Source organism: Amycolatopsis mongoliensis (assembly GCF_030285665.1).
In the GTDB taxonomy this organism is placed as follows: Bacteria; Actinomycetota; Actinomycetes; order Mycobacteriales; family Pseudonocardiaceae; genus Amycolatopsis; species Amycolatopsis mongoliensis.
Genome location: NZ_CP127295.1, coordinates 10425787 through 10440897, shown reverse-complemented (window position 1 = coordinate 10440897; position 15111 = coordinate 10425787). Strand labels below are relative to the sequence as shown.

Genomic DNA, 15111 nt, shown 5'->3' with positions numbered 1-15111 from the left:
TCAGTCCTTCGCCGCCTCCAGCAGGATCGTGGTCAGCTCCTGCGGCCGCGAGAACATCGGCCAGTGCCCGGTGTCCAGCTCCACCAGCTGCCAGCGGTCGCTTTCCAGCAGCTTCGCGACGTCCCGGCTCGGCGTTTCGCCGTCGAGCAGGCACTTGACGTAGGTCGCCGGGAGTTCGCCCAGCGGACGGGAAAGCACTGCGGGTTCGGTGAGCGACGCGGCCGGGTGCGGGGTCGAGCCCGCCACGATCCGGGCGATCTCGGCGGCCGAAAGTCCTTGCCCCGCATAGTCTTCCGCGGTCAGCGGTGGCCAGAAGCCGCGTTCGGTGAGGGCCGCGGCCTGCGCCTCGGACCAGCCGGAGGTGAACGACTCGCCGTCCGCCGGCACGTTGGAGTCGACGAACACCGCGCGCCTCAGCCGGTCGCCGATCCGCTCGGCCGCCTGCCCCACCGGGATGCCGGAGTAGCTGTGCCCGACCACCACGACGTCCCGCAGGTCGCCCTGCAAGACGACGTCGACGATGTCCTGCACGTGCCGTTGCTGCCCGGCGGGCACGTCGCGTTTTTCGGCGACGCCGGACAACGTCACCGCGTGGGCGCCGTGACCCGCTTCGCGCAACCCCGGGACCACGTCGTCCCACGCCCACGAACCGAGCCAAGCGCCTGCCACCAGTACGAATTCAGCCATGCCGGAAACCTAGCGGAGGGGTCCGACAGTTTCGGTAGAGTCGGCGCCCGTGACCTCAGTGGACGACCAGGGGCGGACCGAGCCGCCCGTCGACGGCGACGAAGCCGCGATCCTGCTCGGCTTCCTCGACTTCCACCGCGACACCCTGGCGTGGAAGTGCGCCGGGCTGGGCGAAGCGGGTCTGCGCGCGACGCTCCCACCGTCCACCCTGACGCTGGGCGGGCTGCTCAAGCACCTCGCGTACGTGGAGGACTACTGGTTCTCCTGCGTCCTGTTCGACCGCGAGCCGGCGGAGCCGTGGAACGCCGTCGACTGGCGTGAAAGCCCGGACTGGGACTGGGATTCCGCCGCGGAGGACACCCCGGAGCAGCTCCGCGAGCTCTGGCAGCGGGCCGTTGCGCGGTCGCGCGAGCTGTACGCGGAAGCGCTGGCGCAGGGTGACCTTTCGCAGCCGTCGAAGCACACGCGGCGGGACGGCACTTCGCCGAGCCTGCGCTGGATCCTGGTCCACATGGTCGAGGAATACTGCCGTCACAACGGCCACGCCGACCTCATCCGCGAGTCGGTCGACGGCAGTACGGGCGAGTAGTGGCTCAGAACGCCGGACCGACGAAGATGCAGAACGGGTGCCCCGCGGGGTCGGCGTAGACGCGCAGCGGCTCCTCCGGATCGTCCGCCTGGTCCGCCAGCAGCCGCGCGCCCAGGGACACCGCCCGGTCGTGCTGCTCGTCCAGTTCGGCCCGCGTCTCCACCGTCAAGTCCAGGTGCAGCATCTGCGGCCGCGGGCCGGACGGCCACGTCGGCGGCGGCAGTGACGGCACCTGCTGGAACGCCAGCCGCGGCACGCCCGACGCGTCGAGCAGGACCACCCAGTCGTCCGGATCGCCCGGGCGGTACGAGAACCCCAGCAGCCGCCGGTAGAACTCCGCCAGCGCACGGGCGTCCGGTGCGTCGAGGACCACCTGGCGCAGCCGCGGGACGCGATCAGCCACGGCGGTGCGCGATCTGGAAGACGTTGCCGAACGGGTCGCGGACCATCGCGCGCCGGTCGCCGTAGGGCATGTTCGCCGGAGCCTCGAGGCTCGTCGCGCCGCAGTCCAGGGCCCGGCGGTACGTCGCGTCCGCGTCGGCGACGTACACGTAGAGGAACGCGGGGAACAGCTCACGCTCGCCTTCGGCCGACACCATGACGAGCGAGTCGCCGAGGCGGATCTCGGCGGGCCGCCCGCCGTCGGCCTCGCCGGTCGCGCCGAAGACCGAACGCAGGAACGCGACGGCGGCGACGAGATCGCGCACCACCATCCGCGGGATCACCGTCTGGAAACCCGGGGTCATACCCGCTCACCCAAGCCGGTCCCGGCGCCGGGCACAAGTCAGCGCCGCAGGCCGACCAGCTTCACGAGGAACCGGTCGACCTGCTCGACGGCCGGCGGCCACGGCAGGTCGGGCTCGTTGATCCGCTGCGCCAGCATGCCGTTGACGGCGGTCCGCAGGTCGATGGCGACGGTCGTGGCGTCGTCGGCCGGCGCCAGGCCGGCGTCCATGCACGCCTGGACCGCGTCGATCGTGCGCGCCACCATGACCTCCTTGAACGGCATGCCGAGCCGCCGGTGGACCTTGCTCTCGTGCAGCACCTTGTAGAGCCCGGGGTGCTCGCGCGCCCACGCCGCCTGCGTCAGGATCCGGGCGCGCAGCGCGGCCGCCGGGTCCGGCGCCTCCGCGGCCGCCGCGTCCCCGGCGGCGACGAGCTCCTCGTGGCACCGCTGCATCGCCGCCAGCACGAGCGCGTCGCGGTCCGGGAAGTGCAGGTAGACCGACGTCGCCGCGATCGACACCGCGCGCGCGACGGCTCGCAGGGACAGCGCTTCGTCGTCGGCCAGCTCGTCGAGCATCCGCACGGCGGCCGTGACGATCTCTTCGCGCAGCAGCTCGCCCTGGCCGCGGGCGTTGGGGCGGCGGCGGTTCTCGGTCATGGTCGGTCCAGTGTAGCTGGACACCTATTGCGCTACAGGTGTAGCGTCACTCGCACTACAGCTGTAGCGCTACGAACGTTCACTACACTGAGGGAGCACGATCTTGACCACCACCGCAAGTCCGACCAGCCTCGAGCGGCTCGCCGCGCTCGACCCGGTCTTCGCCCAGATGGTCGGCGCCACCGCGAAGCACGTCCGGGCGATCCCGGAGCTGACCGACCGGGAGAAGACGTTCCTGTGCGTCACGGCCGACGTCTGCCAGGGGATTCTGGGCCTGGCCTTCACCGCCCACGCGCGGGCCGGGCTGGCCGCCGGAGTGTCCACTTCGGACATCCGGGAGCTGCTGCGGTTCGTCTCGTACGACTGCGGCTACCACGTTGCCACTGCGGGCATCGAGCGGATCGCCGAGCTCGAAGCGGAACTCGGGATCACCCCCGATGACGCCGAACCGCTGGCGCCCGAGCTGCTGTCGACCGGGCCGGACGCCGCGCCCAGCCCGTTGCCGGAGCCGGTGCGCGACCGGCTGAACGAGCTGGACCCGCACTTCGCCGGCTACTTCGACCTGCAGTCGCGGATGCGCACCGGCCACGGGCCCGGCACGCTCAGCGAACGCGAGCGGGGCCTCGTCAGTCTCAGCGTCGATGTCCACTACCAAACGCTGGCCGACACCTTCCGCACGCACGTCGGGCGCGCGATGCGGGGCGGCGCGTCACCGGAGGACGTCCGGGCCGCGTTGCGCTTCAACGCCCAGTTCGGCGTCACCCGGGCCTGGCACGCCTGGGAAGCTCTGAACGAAATCCTGGGCTAACTGTATTGACCACGGAGGTTGGGGACGGGGCAACACGTGATCGGATGATCTTGGTGTGAGGGAGGGCCTCCGGGTTCGGTGTGGATTGCGACATCTGCACCGGCTACCTGGAGGCCCTCGTGACCCACGCTAACGCACCCCTGACCCCCACCGGCAGGCTGCGCCTGGCCCGCTGCGTCGTGGACGAGGGCTGGCCTCTGCGACGAGCCGCGGACCGGTTCCAGGTCTCGGTCACGACCGCCGTCCGATGGGCCGGCCGCTACCGCGACCACGGCGAAGCAGGCATGACCGACCGTCCGTCACGGCCTGCCACCAGCCCGAACCGGACTCCCACCCGGACCGAACGACGGATCATCAAGGTCCGCGTCCTGCGCCGGTGGGGACCGGCCCGCATCGCCTACCTGCTCAGGTTGAACCCTTCCACGGTGCATCGGGTCCTGTCCCGCTACCGGCTGGCCCGGCTGCGGCATCTGGATCGGGCCACCGGCCGGGTGGTCCGCCGCTACGAACACCCGGCACCCGGTGATCTGGTGCACGTGGACATCAAGAAGCTGGGCAACATCCCCGACGGCGGCGGCCACCGCGTTCACGGACGTGCCGCCGGTGGCCGCAACAGCGCCGCCCACCGTGACCCCGCCCGACCGCGCAAGGTCGGCGGCCGCGCGAACCTGGGCTACAGCTACCTGCACAACGCCGTGGACGATCACTCTCGCCTGGCCTACACCGAAATCCTCCCGGATGAGACGAAGGAGACCGCGGCCGCGTTCTGGACCCGCGCGCAGGCGTTCTTCGCCGATGCCGGGATCACCGTTGCACGGGTGCTGACCGACAACGGCTCCTGCTACCGCTCTCGGCTCTGGCGCGACACGCTGCGCGACGCGGGCGTCGCCCACAAACGCACCCGGCCTTACCGGCCACAAACCAACGGCAAAGTGGAGCGGTTCAACCGCACCCTGCTCGACGAATGGGCCTACGCCCGGCCTTACCGCACCGAGACCCAGCGCCGCGATGCGTTACCGGGCTGGTTGCACACTTACAATCACCATCGCGGCCATACCGCACTCGCCGGCCAACCACCCGCCAGCCGCGTCCCCAACCTCGCAGGGCAATACAGCTAACCGAGGACCTCGTCCGCGAGCCGGCCCAGGTAGCCCGCGAAGCGCTCGCGGTCCTCCGCGGCCCAGTGGCCCACCAGTGCCTCGAACGCCTGACGCTGGTGGGCCTGCGAAGCGGCGAGGAACTCCTTCGCCGCGTCGGTGAGCGTCAGCACCGCGCGGCGCGCGTCCCGGGCCGACGTCGCGCGCACGACGAAGCCGTCCCGGCCCGCTTCGGCGACCATCCGGCTGGCCACCGAGCGGTCGATGCCCAGCTGGTGGGCCACGTCGGCGACCGTCACCTCGTCCGCCGTGGCGCCGTCGACGGCCTGGATGACCAGGAGGTTCGGCACGGTCCACGCCGGCGGGGCGTCGGCGGCGAAGCGCTCGACGACGTCCGGAGCCCACTGGCGCGCCCAGTGCCGGACCAGCCGGAAGAGGGCGGGGCCGCCGTCGGAGCTTGATGTGTGCATAAGGCACGTTATAACGTGTGCTTTATGCACGCATCTCGGAACCTCGCCTTCGCCGGCCTGCTGCTCGGCATGGCCATGGCCCAGCTCGACGGCCTGATCGTCACCGCGGCCCTGCCCTCGATCGGCGAAGACCTGCACGCCCGCACGGGTCTCGTCGCGGTGACCGCCGCCGGCCTGCTCACCCTCACCGTCGCGACGCCGCTGCACGGCCGGTTCGGCGACCTGTACGGCCGCCGGATCTCCTTCGCCGGCTCGGTTCTCGTGTTCGCCGTGGCCTCGGCGTGGTGCGCCGCCGCGCCCGACCTCGGCTCGCTGATCGCCGCGCGCGCCCTGCAGGGACTGGGCGGGAGCGGCCTGATCGTCACGGCGATGAGCGCGCTCGGCGAGCTGTTCGAGCGCGACGAGCTGCTGCGCCGTCAGGGCTGGCAGACGGCGGTGTTCGCCGCCGCCACCCTCGGCGGGCCGCCGCTGGGCGGGCTGCTCGCCGCGGGCCCGGGCTGGCGCTGGATCTTCCTGGTCAACCTCCCGCTCTGCGTCCCCGCCCTGGTGCTCGGCGTGCGCGGCCTGCCCGCGAAACCCCGCCGCACCAAGGAGAAGTTCGACGTCGGGAGCAGCGTGCTGCTCGCCGTCGCGGGTTCCGCCGTCGTCGTACTCGGCACCGTCGACGCGCTCGCAAAAAGTCCACTGTGGACACCGATTCTCGTCGGGGCCGCCGCCGCGGCGGGAACTCTCTTCGTGCGCCGGCAGCGCCGCGCGCCGAGCCCGCTGATCTCGCCGAAGGTGTTCGCGGACGCCGTCCTGGCCCGCGCGGTGGTGGTCAACGGCCTCGCGGGCGCCGCGCTCTACGGCACCTTCACCTACGTCGCGCTGGTCGCCGCGCTGGGCGCGGGCGCGGCCGGGACCGGTGCGCTGCTCGTCGCGATGACCGCCGGGCAGCTCGCGCTGTCCGCGTCCTTCGCCGCGCTGGCCCGCAAACGCCCGGAGATGACCGCGTGGGGCCGGTTCGGCTGCCTGCTCGGCACGGCCGGGCTCGCCGTGGTCGCCGTCGCGGCCGCCTCGGCGGGCATTCCCTGGCTGCTCGCGCCGGGGTTGTTCGCGATCGGCGCCGCCTTCACCGTCTGCACCTCGGCGTACACCGTGCTGGGCCAGACCCGCGCCCGGCCGGACCTGATGGGCGTCACCCTGGGGTCGCTGACCTTCGCCCGGCAGGCCGGCGGGCTCGCCGGCGCCGCGGTGTTCGGCTGGCTCGCGCTGGCCACGACCGGCGGCCTCGGCGCCGCCGGCCTCACCGTCGTGTTCGCCTCCGCGGCCGCGATCATGCTCGTGGCCTGCGTCACGACGCCCGTCGTCACGTCCGCGGAAGCGGTCTCGTCCCCCTCGTGACCGCGAACGAAGGAGACGCAGATGCCTCGCATGCCCGTGAAGAAGACGGCCGAAGCCGGCCCGTTCCTCAAGCTGGTCTACCGGATCGCCGGGCGGCGCTACGGCGCGGTGCCCGAACCGGTGGCCGTCACCGCGCACCACCGCGGCCTGCTGCGGGCCGGCACCGTGCACGAGCTGATGGTGGAACGGGCCTCGAAGAAGGTGCCGGCGAACGTGCGCGAGCTCGCCGTCTACCGCGTCGCGACCCGGATCGGCTGCTCGTGGTGCGTCGACTTCGGCACGATGCTGCAGAAGCACGACGGCCTGGACATCGAGCGGCTGAAGAAGATCGACGACCACGCGACCTCGCCCGCGTTCAGCCACCAGGAGCGGCTCGCGATCGCCTACGCCGACGCGATGTCCGGTGAGCAGGTCACCGTGACCGACGAGCAGGTCGCCGAACTCGAGCGCGAGTTCGGCCGCGACGGCGTCGTCGAGCTGACCTACCAGATCGCGCTGGAGAACTCGCGCGCCCGGATGAACAGCGCCCTCGGCATCGTCGACCAGGGCTTCACCTCGGGCGACGCCTGCCGCGTCCCGCTCCCGTAGGACCCCGGGAATCGGACTCCGGTCGGACGCGCGACCGGGGCCCGCCGCGGGACCGTTCCGGGCATGCACCTCGTGGCCAGTGAACGGATCAAGCTCTTCAGCATCGCCACGCCGTGGGTGTGCGGCCTCTTCGCGCTCGTCGCGCTGGCCGCCCCGGCCGCGCTCACCGCCCTGACGGCGACCGAGTCGCGGCTGCCGCCCACCGTCGCGAGCACCCAGTTCGGCTACCAGCTCGGGCTGGTCGCCGTCCTGGTGGCGGCCGGGCTCGCCGTGACGAGCGAGTACCACACCGGCACGATCCACGGCACCTTCCAGGCCGTGCCGAGCCGCTGGCCGGCGCTGGTGGCGAAGGCCGTGGTCGTCGCCGGGTACGCCTTCGGGCTCGGCGAGGCCGCCGCGTTCACGGCGTGGCTGGTGGCGCGGGTCCTCGCCCCGGACGCCGACCTGGCGTTGACCAGCGTCGCGGACTGGACGATCGTCGCCGGGACCGGCCCGGTGTTCGCCCTGGCCGCCGTCTGCGGGGTCGGCGTCGGCCTGCTCGTGCGGTACACCGCGGGCGCCGTCGCGCTGCTCGTCGGCTACCCGCTGATGGCGGAGAACGTCGTCGAGCTGATCCCCCGGGCGGGGCAGGCGATCCACCGGTGGCTGCCGCTGAACGCCGTCACGAAGTTCCTGAGCGGCAGCGGGGAGGCCAACGCCGGGCGGGACGGCGGCACCGCCACCGTCCTGTCGGATTCGCCGCTGAGCCCGGGCTGGGCCCTGGCCTACTTCGGCGCCTTCGCCGTCCTGCTGCTGGCGGCCGGGATCACGCGGGCGCGGCGCCGGGACGCGTGATCCGGGTCAGCTTGTCCGGGTTGACGACGTCGTAGATCGCCACGATCTTCCCGTCGCGGATGGTCACCGACTGCACGTGCTCGTCGAGGGCGAGGAAGCCGTCGCGGCCCGGCATCGGCGGCAGGTACATCCCCAGGTCGCCGTTGACCAGGACCGGGACACCCCGCTCGGCCATACCCGGCGCGTACTTGCGCGTGAGGCCGACGAAGAACCGGACGATCTTGTCCGGGCCCAGGATGAGCTGGCGGGCGGTGCGGCCCTTGCCGTTCGAGTCGCCGATGAGCACGACGTCCGGGGCCAGCAGCTCGGTCATCGCCCGGATGTCGCCCTGCTGCAGCGCGGTGACGAACTTCTCGAGGATCTGCGCCTGGTCGTCGAGCGGGACGCGCGGGGCCGGGTCGGCGTCGGCGAGGGCCTTGCGGCCGCGGGACGCGTACTGGCGCGCGGCGTCGACCGAGACGCCGAGCGCGTCGGCGATCTCCGCGAACGGCACCGAGAAGGCGTCGTGCAGCACGAACGCGACGCGCTGCTCCGGGGTCAGCTTGTCGAGCACGACGAGCGCGGCCATCCGCAGGCCGTCGTCGCGCACGGCGACGTCGAGCGGGTCCTCGCTCACCGGCCGTCCGAACGGCGTGACGACCGGCTCCGGCAGCCAGTTGCCGACGTACTTCTCCCGCTGCGCCGCGGCCGACTTCAGCCGGTCGAGGCAGATCCGGCCGACGACCGTGGTGAGCCAGCCGCGCAGGTCGCGGATCGCCGCGCGGCCGGCGTCGTCGAGCCCGGCCAGCCGCAGCCAGGACTCCTGGACCGCGTCCTCGGCGTCGGCGCGCGTGCCGGTCAGCCGGTAGGCGACCCCGATCAGGTGACCGCGGTGCTCGGCGAACTGCGCGGCGAGGGTGTCCTGGGCGGTGGGCGTGGAGGCCATGCCCCGAGTGTGCCGCAAGGAGCAAGACTAGAGTGTGTGACGTGGCAGGACGGATTCGGGAGAGCGACATCGCGGAGGTGCGCGAGCGGAACCGGATCGACGAGGTCGTCGGGGAGTACGTGGCGCTGCGCCGCGCCGGTGGGGGCAGCCTGAAGGGCCTCTGCCCGTTCCACAACGAGAAGACCCCGTCGTTCAACGTCCGCCCGACGCACGGCACCTTCCACTGCTTCGGCTGTGGCGAGGGCGGCGACGTGATCAAGTTCATCCAGAAGATCGACCTGATCACCTTCGTGGAAGCCGTCGAGCGGCTGGCCGACCGGGTCGGCATCCGGCTCACCTACGAAGGCGGCGGCGCGACCATCCAGCGCGACCGCGGCAGCCGCAGCCGGCTGATCGAGGCCCACCGCGCCGCCCAGGAGTTCTACGCCGAGCAGCTGGTCACCGACGAGGCGCGCGCCGCGCGGGACTTCCTGTCCGAGCGCGGGTTCGACGCCGCCGCGGCGAAGACGTTCGGCTGCGGGTACGCCCCCGGCGGCTGGGACAAGCTGACGAAACACCTGCTCACGCGCGGGTTCGAGGTCAAGGAGCTGCTGACGGCGGGGCTGTCCAAGGAGGGCCAGCGCGGCCCGATGGACCGCTTCCACCGGCGCCTGGTCTGGCCGATCCGCGACGTCGGCAACGAGGTCGTCGGCTTCGGCGCGCGGCGGCTGTTCGACGACGACCGGATCTCGGCGAAGTACCTCAACACCGCCGAATCGCCGATCTACAAGAAGTCCCAGGTCATGTTCGGCCTCGACCTGGCCAAGCGCGAGATCGCGAAGCGGCACCAGGTCGTCGTGGTCGAGGGCTACACCGACGTGATGGCGATGCACGCGGCGGGCGTCCCGACGGCGGTCGCGTCGTCGGGCACGGCGTTCGGCGAGGACCACATGAAGGTGCTGCGCCGGCTGATGATGGACGACGACGCCTTCCGCGGCGAAGTGATCTTCACCTTCGACGGCGACGAAGCGGGCCAGAAGGCCGCGCTGAAGGCGTTCGAAGGCGACCAGACGTTCGCCGGCCAGACCTACATCGCGGTGGCGCCGGACGGCATGGACCCGTGCGAGCTGCGCCTGGCCAAGGGCGACAGCGCGGTGAAGGACCTGGTCGCGCGGCGGACCCCGCTGTTCGAGTTCGTCATCCGGAGCACGCTCAAGAACTACGACCTCGACTCGGTCGACGGCCAGGTCGCGGCGCTGCAGAAGACCGTGCCGATGGTCGCGTCGATCAAGGACCGCGCGGCCCGCGACGGTTACGCGTCGAAGCTCGCCTGGTGGGTCGGCTGGCAGGACGTCGCGCAGGTGGTCAACCGGGTCCGCGGCAGCGCGGGCGCGACCGACCGGCGCGGCGGCGCGCCCCTCAAGCAACCGGCCCGCGTCGGCGCCCCGGAGACTCCGGCGCCTTCGCAGGACGTCGCCCGCCCGGCGCCGAAGGACCCGCGGTTCGCCGTCCAGCGCGAGGCGCTGAAGGCGGCGCTGCAGCAGCCCGCGATCGCCGGGCCGGAATACGACGCGCTGCCGCTGGAAGCGTTCACGCACCCGGTGTACGTCGCGGTGCACGAAGCCGTGCTCAAGGCGGGTGGCGCGGGTTCGGGCCTGACCGGGCCGGCGCTGCTGGACGCGGCCGCCCCGCACTGTCCGGAAGGGACGGTCCGGCGCGTGCTGTCCGAGCTGGCCGTGGAACCGTTGCAGGCCAAGGACGAGGTCGACTCGCGCTACATCTCCTCGATCCTCGCCCGGCTGCAGGAAGGCCTCGTCGGCCGGCAGATCGCGGAGATCAAGGGCAAGCTGCAGCGGCTCTCGCCGGTGGAAGCGCCGGACGACTACCGCGCGCTGTTCGGCGACCTGGTCGCGCTGGAGCAGTACAAGAAGTCGCTGGGCGAGCAGGCGGCCGCCGGCGCGTGGGGCTGACGTGAGCTTCCTGCGCCGGTTGCTGGGTGACCACACGCCCGCGGACTTCCCGGGCAAGCTGGACCCGAACGAGGACGTCGTCGTCAGCGCCCCGGTCGAGGGCGGCGGGCACCTGGTCGTGACGCAGCTCGGGCTGTGGATCCCGGACGGCGACGGCGCGCGGCGCGTCGGCTGGCACCTCGTCGGCAAGGCGGCCTGGGCGGGCGGCGTGTTCACGCTGACCGAGTCGTCCGAGGTGAGCACGGCGGGCACGGCGGTCGTGCTGGCCGACCTGCCGCCGGTGCGCTTCCGGCTGGCTTCGCCGGGCAAGGTGCCGAAGGAGGTCTACCTGCGCGTCGACGGGTCGATCCGGTCGCGGCACCGGCAGGAGATCGGAGCCGGGGGTGCGTGGTTCGTGCAGCGCAAGGTGCCCGGCCGCGACGGCAGCGTGCTGCAGGTCCGGCCCGACCCGAGCACCGACCCCGAGCTGGTGACGGCCATCGCCGAGCAGGTCGCCGCGAAGCTGGTCAACCCCGCGGAGTAGCAGTACGCTCGTACTCAGTACAAGCGTACTGCTTAATGGGAGGCGCTCGTGTGGGATCCCGAGAAGTACCTCGACTACGCCGACCTGCGGGCCCGGCCGTTCTACGACCTGGTGTCGCGCATCGGTGCCGCGTCGCCACGCCGCGTCGTCGACCTGGGCTGCGGTCCGGGGAACCTGACTCTCTCGCTCCGGGAACGCTGGCCCGGCGCGACCCTGGAGTGCGGCGATAGTTCACCCGAAATGGTGACCGCCGCCCGTGCTCGCGGTCTCGACGCCTCCCTGCTCGACGTCCGCGACTGGACGCCGGCGCCGGACACCGACGTGGTGGTCTCGAACGCCGTCCTGCAGTGGGTGCCGGACCACGACGCGCTGCTGCGCCGATGGGCGTCCTCGCTGCCCTCGGGGGCTTACCTGGCGGTTCAGGTGCCGGGCAATTTCACCGCGCCCTCGCACGCGCTCACGCGGGAGCTGGCGGCGTCCCCGGCCTGGTCGTCCCGCCTGGCCGACGTCGTCCTGCGCGAGGACGACGCGGTCTCGAGCCCGCTGGAGTACGCGAACCTCCTGGCCGACGCGGGCTGCGGCGTCGACGCCTGGGAGACGACGTACGTGCAGCCGCTGCGGGGGCCGTCACCGGTGCTGGAATGGATCACCGGGACGGCGTTGCGCCCGATCAGGGCAGCGCTGCCCGACGCCGAGTGGGAGCAGTTCCGCGCGGAGCTGGCCCCGCGGCTGGCTTCGGCGTACCCGACCAGGGCCGACGGGACCACGTGGTTCGAGTTCCGTCGCGTGTTCTTCGTGGCCCAGGTCTAGCGGCGCACCTTCTCGCCGATCTTGGCCCGGGCAACCCCGGCGGCACCCTGCACCATGGGATGGTCGACGACCCGGCGGTAGGTGCGCACGAGCTGCTCGTACCGCCCCCGGCCTGCTTTGGTGCCCAGCACGTACCCCAGGCCTGCCCCGAGCAGGAACTTCTTCATCCGCTTCCACGCCTTCCGTCGGTAGGTCGTCCGACTGTCCATTGTCCAGGAAAACGGCCCGCGGGGGGCGGTTGCGCTAAGTGGGGGGTGGCTGCGGAGGGCGTTGGGGCATGGGCTAAAGTTCTTCTCGTCGGTCGGAGAGACCGGCACCGGAAGTGAGCGACATTCCCCTGTAGCTCAACTGGCAGAGCATTCGGCTGTTAACCGGAGGGTTCTTGGTTCGAGTCCAAGCGGGGGAGCAAGGCCCAGGTCACAGACCTGGGCTTTTTTGCTACCCCTGAGTAGGGGCGATTTAGTGTCTATCTTGACGATCGTCCAAACGGTGGGCTGCCCGGCTGCACGGGCGCGGCTTCGGGGTTGCAGTAGTGCCGCTGGTGAGCACTGTGTCGTCCCCGTGTCGATCGCTGACTCATGGCTGGGCGCGACTCCGGCGTCTGACGGCGGGTCTGCCGTGCTTCCGGTCGCCGGTGTGGAGACGGCTTCTGTGCGGGCTGCCGGCGTCGGCGACTGTTATCGATGACTTCCCAAGGCTCGGGTTCTGTTGCAGGACTGCTGTCGGCGAATGCTCTTCGCTGCGCTGCTCGAGGTGGGACACCCGTGCCAGAGTATGTCGGTCGGACCTGGCGATGACGGCTGACGAACTCGTGTGAGCGACTGACGGGTACGTCCTTGACCAGCCAGAACAGAGCTGGTGACCCCCTCACTGCCAGTATGGGCCGATCATGGCCCTGACCTGTGGTTATGGAGAACCTGCTGGCCGAGTGGTGCAGTTGGCTGCCGTTGAGCGCGGTCCTGTGCGGTTGGATGTGTTTGGTCGCGTGGCTGTGCTCGAGGTTTGCTCCACGTTTATTGGTGAGAGATCGTCGCCGGCAGGCCTGCGCGGGCCTGTCCCTGTGACTCGTCCAGGGCGGCTGCGCGTGGCGCTCGGTTGGTTTCGGATGTGCGGCCGGGGCGCGCTCGGGTGCGTTTTCTTCCCGGTGGTTACCGCGATCATGGTGTCCATCGTGTCCCTCGGCGTTGCCGTCAGAACGTCGGTGATGCCAGCCGGTCAACCCTACCGTGGCAAGTGTCCTCATCGCGGCTATGAGAGTGCCTTTGCGCCGCTGCTGCAATCGAGGTCGCGGCCAAGGTTCTTGCGGCGCTGGCTTTCCTCCACTCCGGGACTGCTCACCCGATGGGCACTGCTCGCTTGCACGCTTGGCGAGCCTGGTCGGTTGCCTTCTTCCGGTGTCTGCTTCATCGCAGGTCGCGGCGTGTTTTCCGGGTCTACGCTCAGGCGATGACGCTGGGGACGGACCGGGATGCGACGACGCACCGCCGGTGGCAGAACACCTTTCTGGCCGGAGCGATCGTCTTCGGCTTGGCCGCGCTCGGCGACGCGGCGGGGACGGTCTACGCGCTGACCGCGCCCGGATATGTCTTCGAGGACGGCGAGCTCACGGGCGAGATCATGGTCTTCGTCCTGGCCGCTGCACTGATGCTCGGCTGCGCCGGCCTCGGGCGGTGGCTCGACCGGCGGCGCGCCGCGCTGGTCGCCGAGCACGAGCACTGGCTGCCGGCGCTGACCGAACGCAACGGCGCAGGGCAGGTCGACCTCGACGTCGAGACCGCCCGGTTGCGGCTGTTGGTGCTGCGCTCCGTGGGCCTCGTGCTCGTCTGGATGGCCGTGCTCGCGGGGGTGGTCGCAGGTTTCGTCGCGATGAGCGCCTCGGCCGACCACCTGCTGAAGACCGGGACGCGCGTAACCGGTGAGGTGCTGGGCGTCTACAAGCACAGCCGGGACGACGACACCATTTACGTGGCGTATCCGGTGGACTACGGCCACTATCGGTACGCCGACATCGTCTGGGACTCCGGCCGGCAGTACACCGAGGGGCAGCAGATCACGGTCATCTACGACAAGGCCGACCCCGATCGGGTGCGCACGCTGGACGAGACCAACAGCGACCAGACCTGGGTGTGGGCGCAGGTGATCGGGACGATCGCCGGGATGAGCGGGCTCGTCCTTTCGGTCATCGCCGCGATGAACTGGCGGCGCCGCTCGCGCGCCGTCCGCGCCACCGGCTGGCGGATCGCGTCGGTGACCGTCGAGCCGGACTACCCGATCCGCCGGGGCCGGCACCTGCCGGACATCAACGTCGTTTACCGCGACGGCACCCGGATCACCCTGCGCGCGGCCACGTCGTCCCACGGTTCGGTGCCGATGAAGCACCAGCCGAACCGGCAGGCCTGGATCGGCGGCACCGACCGCGACATGGTGGTCCTTTTCCCGCACGGACGGTGGCGTAAGTCGCCCTACGCGGTCCCGGCCTACGCGCTGAACATGCGGACCGGCGCGAAGAACACAGCGGCGCCCGTCCCGGAGGACCCGGAGCAGACGGCGTTGGTGAAACGCAAGGTCCGCCGGTTCGTGATCGTGATGGCGGGCTGGTACGCCGTGCTGATCGCGGCCGGGGTCGTGCTGATGGTGCTGAACCTGCTGTGGCCCTTGTTCTTCGTCGCGGTGGTGGGCTCGCTCGCGCCCATCCCGCTCACGCAGGTCTACTTCACCCGCATGCGGGCGGCCCTGGAGGAGAAATGACCACTCACGCGGCACGCGGCGTCGGGGCGCGGGCCCGGCGGTGAGTCCTGAGCAGGTAGGCGATGCGGGCCGGTCCCCATCATCGGCGGAGTACCCGGACTTTGCCGACCCGCCGCTCGGTCCGGGTGGGCGGACGAGCGAACGTCCGCACATCGGCAGATGAGTGCGTCGCTGCCGCGACGGCGGGAAGGATACGATCTCGGTGATGCCAGGGTCGTAGCGCAGAGGCAGGCGCCCCGGCCTGCGGATCCGGTGCACGCCGGTTCGAATCCGGCCGCCCTGGCAGGCTCGGTCCTTCTCCCGAGGCGGAGACGCC

At 71.4% G+C, this 15111-nt stretch carries 17 protein-coding genes and 2 tRNA genes; 12 read left to right on the top strand and 7 right to left on the bottom strand.

Features of this window, described 5'->3' with window-relative positions:
- The gene (locus QRX60_RS49660) at positions 1-687 is read right to left on the bottom strand and encodes an alpha/beta fold hydrolase (protein WP_285998416.1); all 687 of its coding nucleotides are present in this window, start codon (positions 685-687) and stop codon (positions 1-3) included.
- 49 nt (positions 688-736) lie between these two features.
- Between QRX60_RS49660 and QRX60_RS49655 the strand changes: the two genes are divergently transcribed.
- Positions 737-1276: a DinB family protein gene (locus QRX60_RS49655; protein WP_285998415.1), complete on the top strand. Its 540-nt coding sequence runs from the start codon at positions 737-739 to the stop codon at positions 1274-1276.
- A gap of 4 nt (positions 1277-1280) precedes the next feature.
- Here QRX60_RS49655 and QRX60_RS49650 read toward each other — a convergent pair whose 3' ends face one another.
- Genes QRX60_RS49650 through QRX60_RS49640 form a run of 3 tightly spaced genes read right to left on the bottom strand, consistent with a single transcriptional unit; the run spans position 1281 to position 2660 of the window.
- A complete protein-coding gene (locus tag QRX60_RS49650) occupies positions 1281-1679 on the bottom strand; it encodes a VOC family protein (RefSeq protein WP_285998414.1) in 399 nt (132 codons plus the stop codon).
- The gene (locus QRX60_RS49645; RefSeq protein ID WP_285998413.1) at positions 1672-2022 is read right to left on the bottom strand and encodes a VOC family protein; all 351 of its coding nucleotides are present in this window, start codon (positions 2020-2022) and stop codon (positions 1672-1674) included. Before QRX60_RS49645 ends, QRX60_RS49650 begins: the two co-directional genes overlap by 8 nt.
- A 38-nt stretch (positions 2023-2060) precedes the next feature.
- The gene (locus QRX60_RS49640; protein ID WP_285998412.1) at positions 2061-2660 is read right to left on the bottom strand and encodes a TetR/AcrR family transcriptional regulator; all 600 of its coding nucleotides are present in this window, start codon (positions 2658-2660) and stop codon (positions 2061-2063) included.
- A 103-nt stretch (positions 2661-2763) separates the two neighbouring features.
- Here QRX60_RS49640 and QRX60_RS49635 point away from each other — a divergent pair, with 103 nt between their 5' ends.
- A complete protein-coding gene (locus tag QRX60_RS49635) occupies positions 2764-3468 on the top strand; it encodes a carboxymuconolactone decarboxylase family protein (RefSeq protein WP_285998411.1) in 705 nt (234 codons plus the stop codon).
- Positions 3469-3587: 119 nt separating this feature from the next.
- Positions 3588-4586 carry an IS481 family transposase gene (locus tag QRX60_RS49630; protein WP_286003758.1) on the top strand — a complete coding sequence of 333 codons (999 nt, stop codon included), beginning with the start codon at positions 3588-3590 and terminating at the stop codon, positions 4584-4586.
- Here the strand turns inward: QRX60_RS49630 and QRX60_RS49625 are convergent.
- Positions 4583-5035: a MarR family winged helix-turn-helix transcriptional regulator gene (locus QRX60_RS49625; RefSeq protein ID WP_285998410.1), complete on the bottom strand. Its 453-nt coding sequence runs from the start codon at positions 5033-5035 to the stop codon at positions 4583-4585. The genes QRX60_RS49630 and QRX60_RS49625 overlap by 4 nt on opposite strands.
- A gap of 24 nt (positions 5036-5059) precedes the next feature.
- Between QRX60_RS49625 and QRX60_RS49620 the strand changes: the two genes are divergently transcribed.
- The 3 genes from QRX60_RS49620 (at position 5060) to QRX60_RS49610 (ending at position 7840) form a co-directional block, all read left to right on the top strand.
- Positions 5060-6418 (top strand): MFS transporter, encoded by a 1359-nt coding sequence (locus QRX60_RS49620; RefSeq protein ID WP_285998409.1) that lies wholly within the window; start codon positions 5060-5062, stop codon positions 6416-6418.
- Between the two features lie 21 nt (positions 6419-6439).
- A complete protein-coding gene (locus tag QRX60_RS49615; RefSeq protein WP_285998408.1) occupies positions 6440-7006 on the top strand; it encodes a carboxymuconolactone decarboxylase family protein in 567 nt (188 codons plus the stop codon).
- A gap of 63 nt (positions 7007-7069) precedes the next feature.
- The gene (locus tag QRX60_RS49610) at positions 7070-7840 is read left to right on the top strand and encodes a hypothetical protein (RefSeq protein WP_285998407.1); all 771 of its coding nucleotides are present in this window, start codon (positions 7070-7072) and stop codon (positions 7838-7840) included.
- Here QRX60_RS49610 and QRX60_RS49605 read toward each other — a convergent pair.
- Positions 7812-8765 (bottom strand): sigma-70 family RNA polymerase sigma factor, encoded by a 954-nt coding sequence (locus QRX60_RS49605; RefSeq protein ID WP_285998406.1) that lies wholly within the window; start codon positions 8763-8765, stop codon positions 7812-7814. The genes QRX60_RS49610 and QRX60_RS49605 overlap by 29 nt on opposite strands.
- Before the next feature lie 32 nt (positions 8766-8797).
- Between QRX60_RS49605 and dnaG the strand changes: the two genes are divergently transcribed.
- Genes dnaG through QRX60_RS49590 form a run of 3 tightly spaced genes read left to right on the top strand, consistent with a single transcriptional unit; the run spans position 8798 to position 12047 of the window.
- Positions 8798-10714, top strand: coding sequence for a DNA primase (gene dnaG / locus QRX60_RS49600; RefSeq protein WP_285998405.1), 1917 nt, complete (start codon positions 8798-8800; stop codon positions 10712-10714).
- A gap of 1 nt (position 10715) precedes the next feature.
- On the top strand, positions 10716-11237 hold the full coding sequence (locus QRX60_RS49595; protein WP_285998404.1) for a hypothetical protein: 522 nt from the start codon (positions 10716-10718) through the stop codon (positions 11235-11237).
- Positions 11238-11285: 48 nt separating this feature from the next.
- The gene (locus QRX60_RS49590; RefSeq protein ID WP_285998403.1) at positions 11286-12047 is read left to right on the top strand and encodes a trans-aconitate 2-methyltransferase; all 762 of its coding nucleotides are present in this window, start codon (positions 11286-11288) and stop codon (positions 12045-12047) included.
- On the opposite strand, the gene QRX60_RS49585 is transcribed toward QRX60_RS49590, so the two are convergent.
- Positions 12044-12256: a hypothetical protein gene (locus QRX60_RS49585; RefSeq protein WP_286003890.1), complete on the bottom strand. Its 213-nt coding sequence runs from the start codon at positions 12254-12256 to the stop codon at positions 12044-12046. The two genes, QRX60_RS49590 and QRX60_RS49585, sit on opposite strands and share 4 nt — an antisense overlap.
- 124 nt (positions 12257-12380) lie before the next feature.
- On the opposite strand from QRX60_RS49585, the gene QRX60_RS49580 reads away from it, so the two are divergent.
- The 3 genes from QRX60_RS49580 to QRX60_RS49570 all read left to right on the top strand — a co-directional run bounded on the left by QRX60_RS49580 (position 12381) and on the right by QRX60_RS49570 (position 15080).
- Positions 12381-12453, top strand: a tRNA-Asn gene (locus tag QRX60_RS49580).
- 1040 nt (positions 12454-13493) lie between these two features.
- Positions 13494-14795, top strand: a complete 1302-nt coding sequence (locus tag QRX60_RS49575; RefSeq protein WP_285998402.1) for a DUF3592 domain-containing protein — start codon at positions 13494-13496, stop codon at positions 14793-14795.
- Between the two features lie 207 nt (positions 14796-15002).
- A tRNA-Arg gene (locus tag QRX60_RS49570) sits at positions 15003-15080 on the top strand.
- Positions 15081-15111: the final 31 nt, after the last annotated feature.

Coding starts and splice junctions, on each gene's coding strand:
- QRX60_RS49640 (WP_285998412.1), bottom strand. CDS start 2,660: ATGACCGAGAACCGCCGCCGCCCCAACGCCCGCGGCCAGGGCGAGCTG.
- QRX60_RS49660 (WP_285998416.1), bottom strand. CDS start 687: ATGGCTGAATTCGTACTGGTGGCAGGCGCTTGGCTCGGTTCGTGGGCG.
- QRX60_RS49575 (WP_285998402.1), top strand. CDS start 13,494: ATGACGCTGGGGACGGACCGGGATGCGACGACGCACCGCCGGTGGCAG.
- QRX60_RS49645 (WP_285998413.1), bottom strand. CDS start 2,022: ATGACCCCGGGTTTCCAGACGGTGATCCCGCGGATGGTGGTGCGCGAT.
- QRX60_RS49585 (WP_286003890.1), bottom strand. CDS start 12,256: ATGGACAGTCGGACGACCTACCGACGGAAGGCGTGGAAGCGGATGAAG.
- QRX60_RS49625 (WP_285998410.1), bottom strand. CDS start 5,035: ATGCACACATCAAGCTCCGACGGCGGCCCCGCCCTCTTCCGGCTGGTC.
- QRX60_RS49610 (WP_285998407.1), top strand. CDS start 7,070: ATGCACCTCGTGGCCAGTGAACGGATCAAGCTCTTCAGCATCGCCACG.
- QRX60_RS49615 (WP_285998408.1), top strand. CDS start 6,440: ATGCCTCGCATGCCCGTGAAGAAGACGGCCGAAGCCGGCCCGTTCCTC.
- QRX60_RS49605 (WP_285998406.1), bottom strand. CDS start 8,765: ATGGCCTCCACGCCCACCGCCCAGGACACCCTCGCCGCGCAGTTCGCC.
- QRX60_RS49620 (WP_285998409.1), top strand. CDS start 5,060: ATGCACGCATCTCGGAACCTCGCCTTCGCCGGCCTGCTGCTCGGCATG.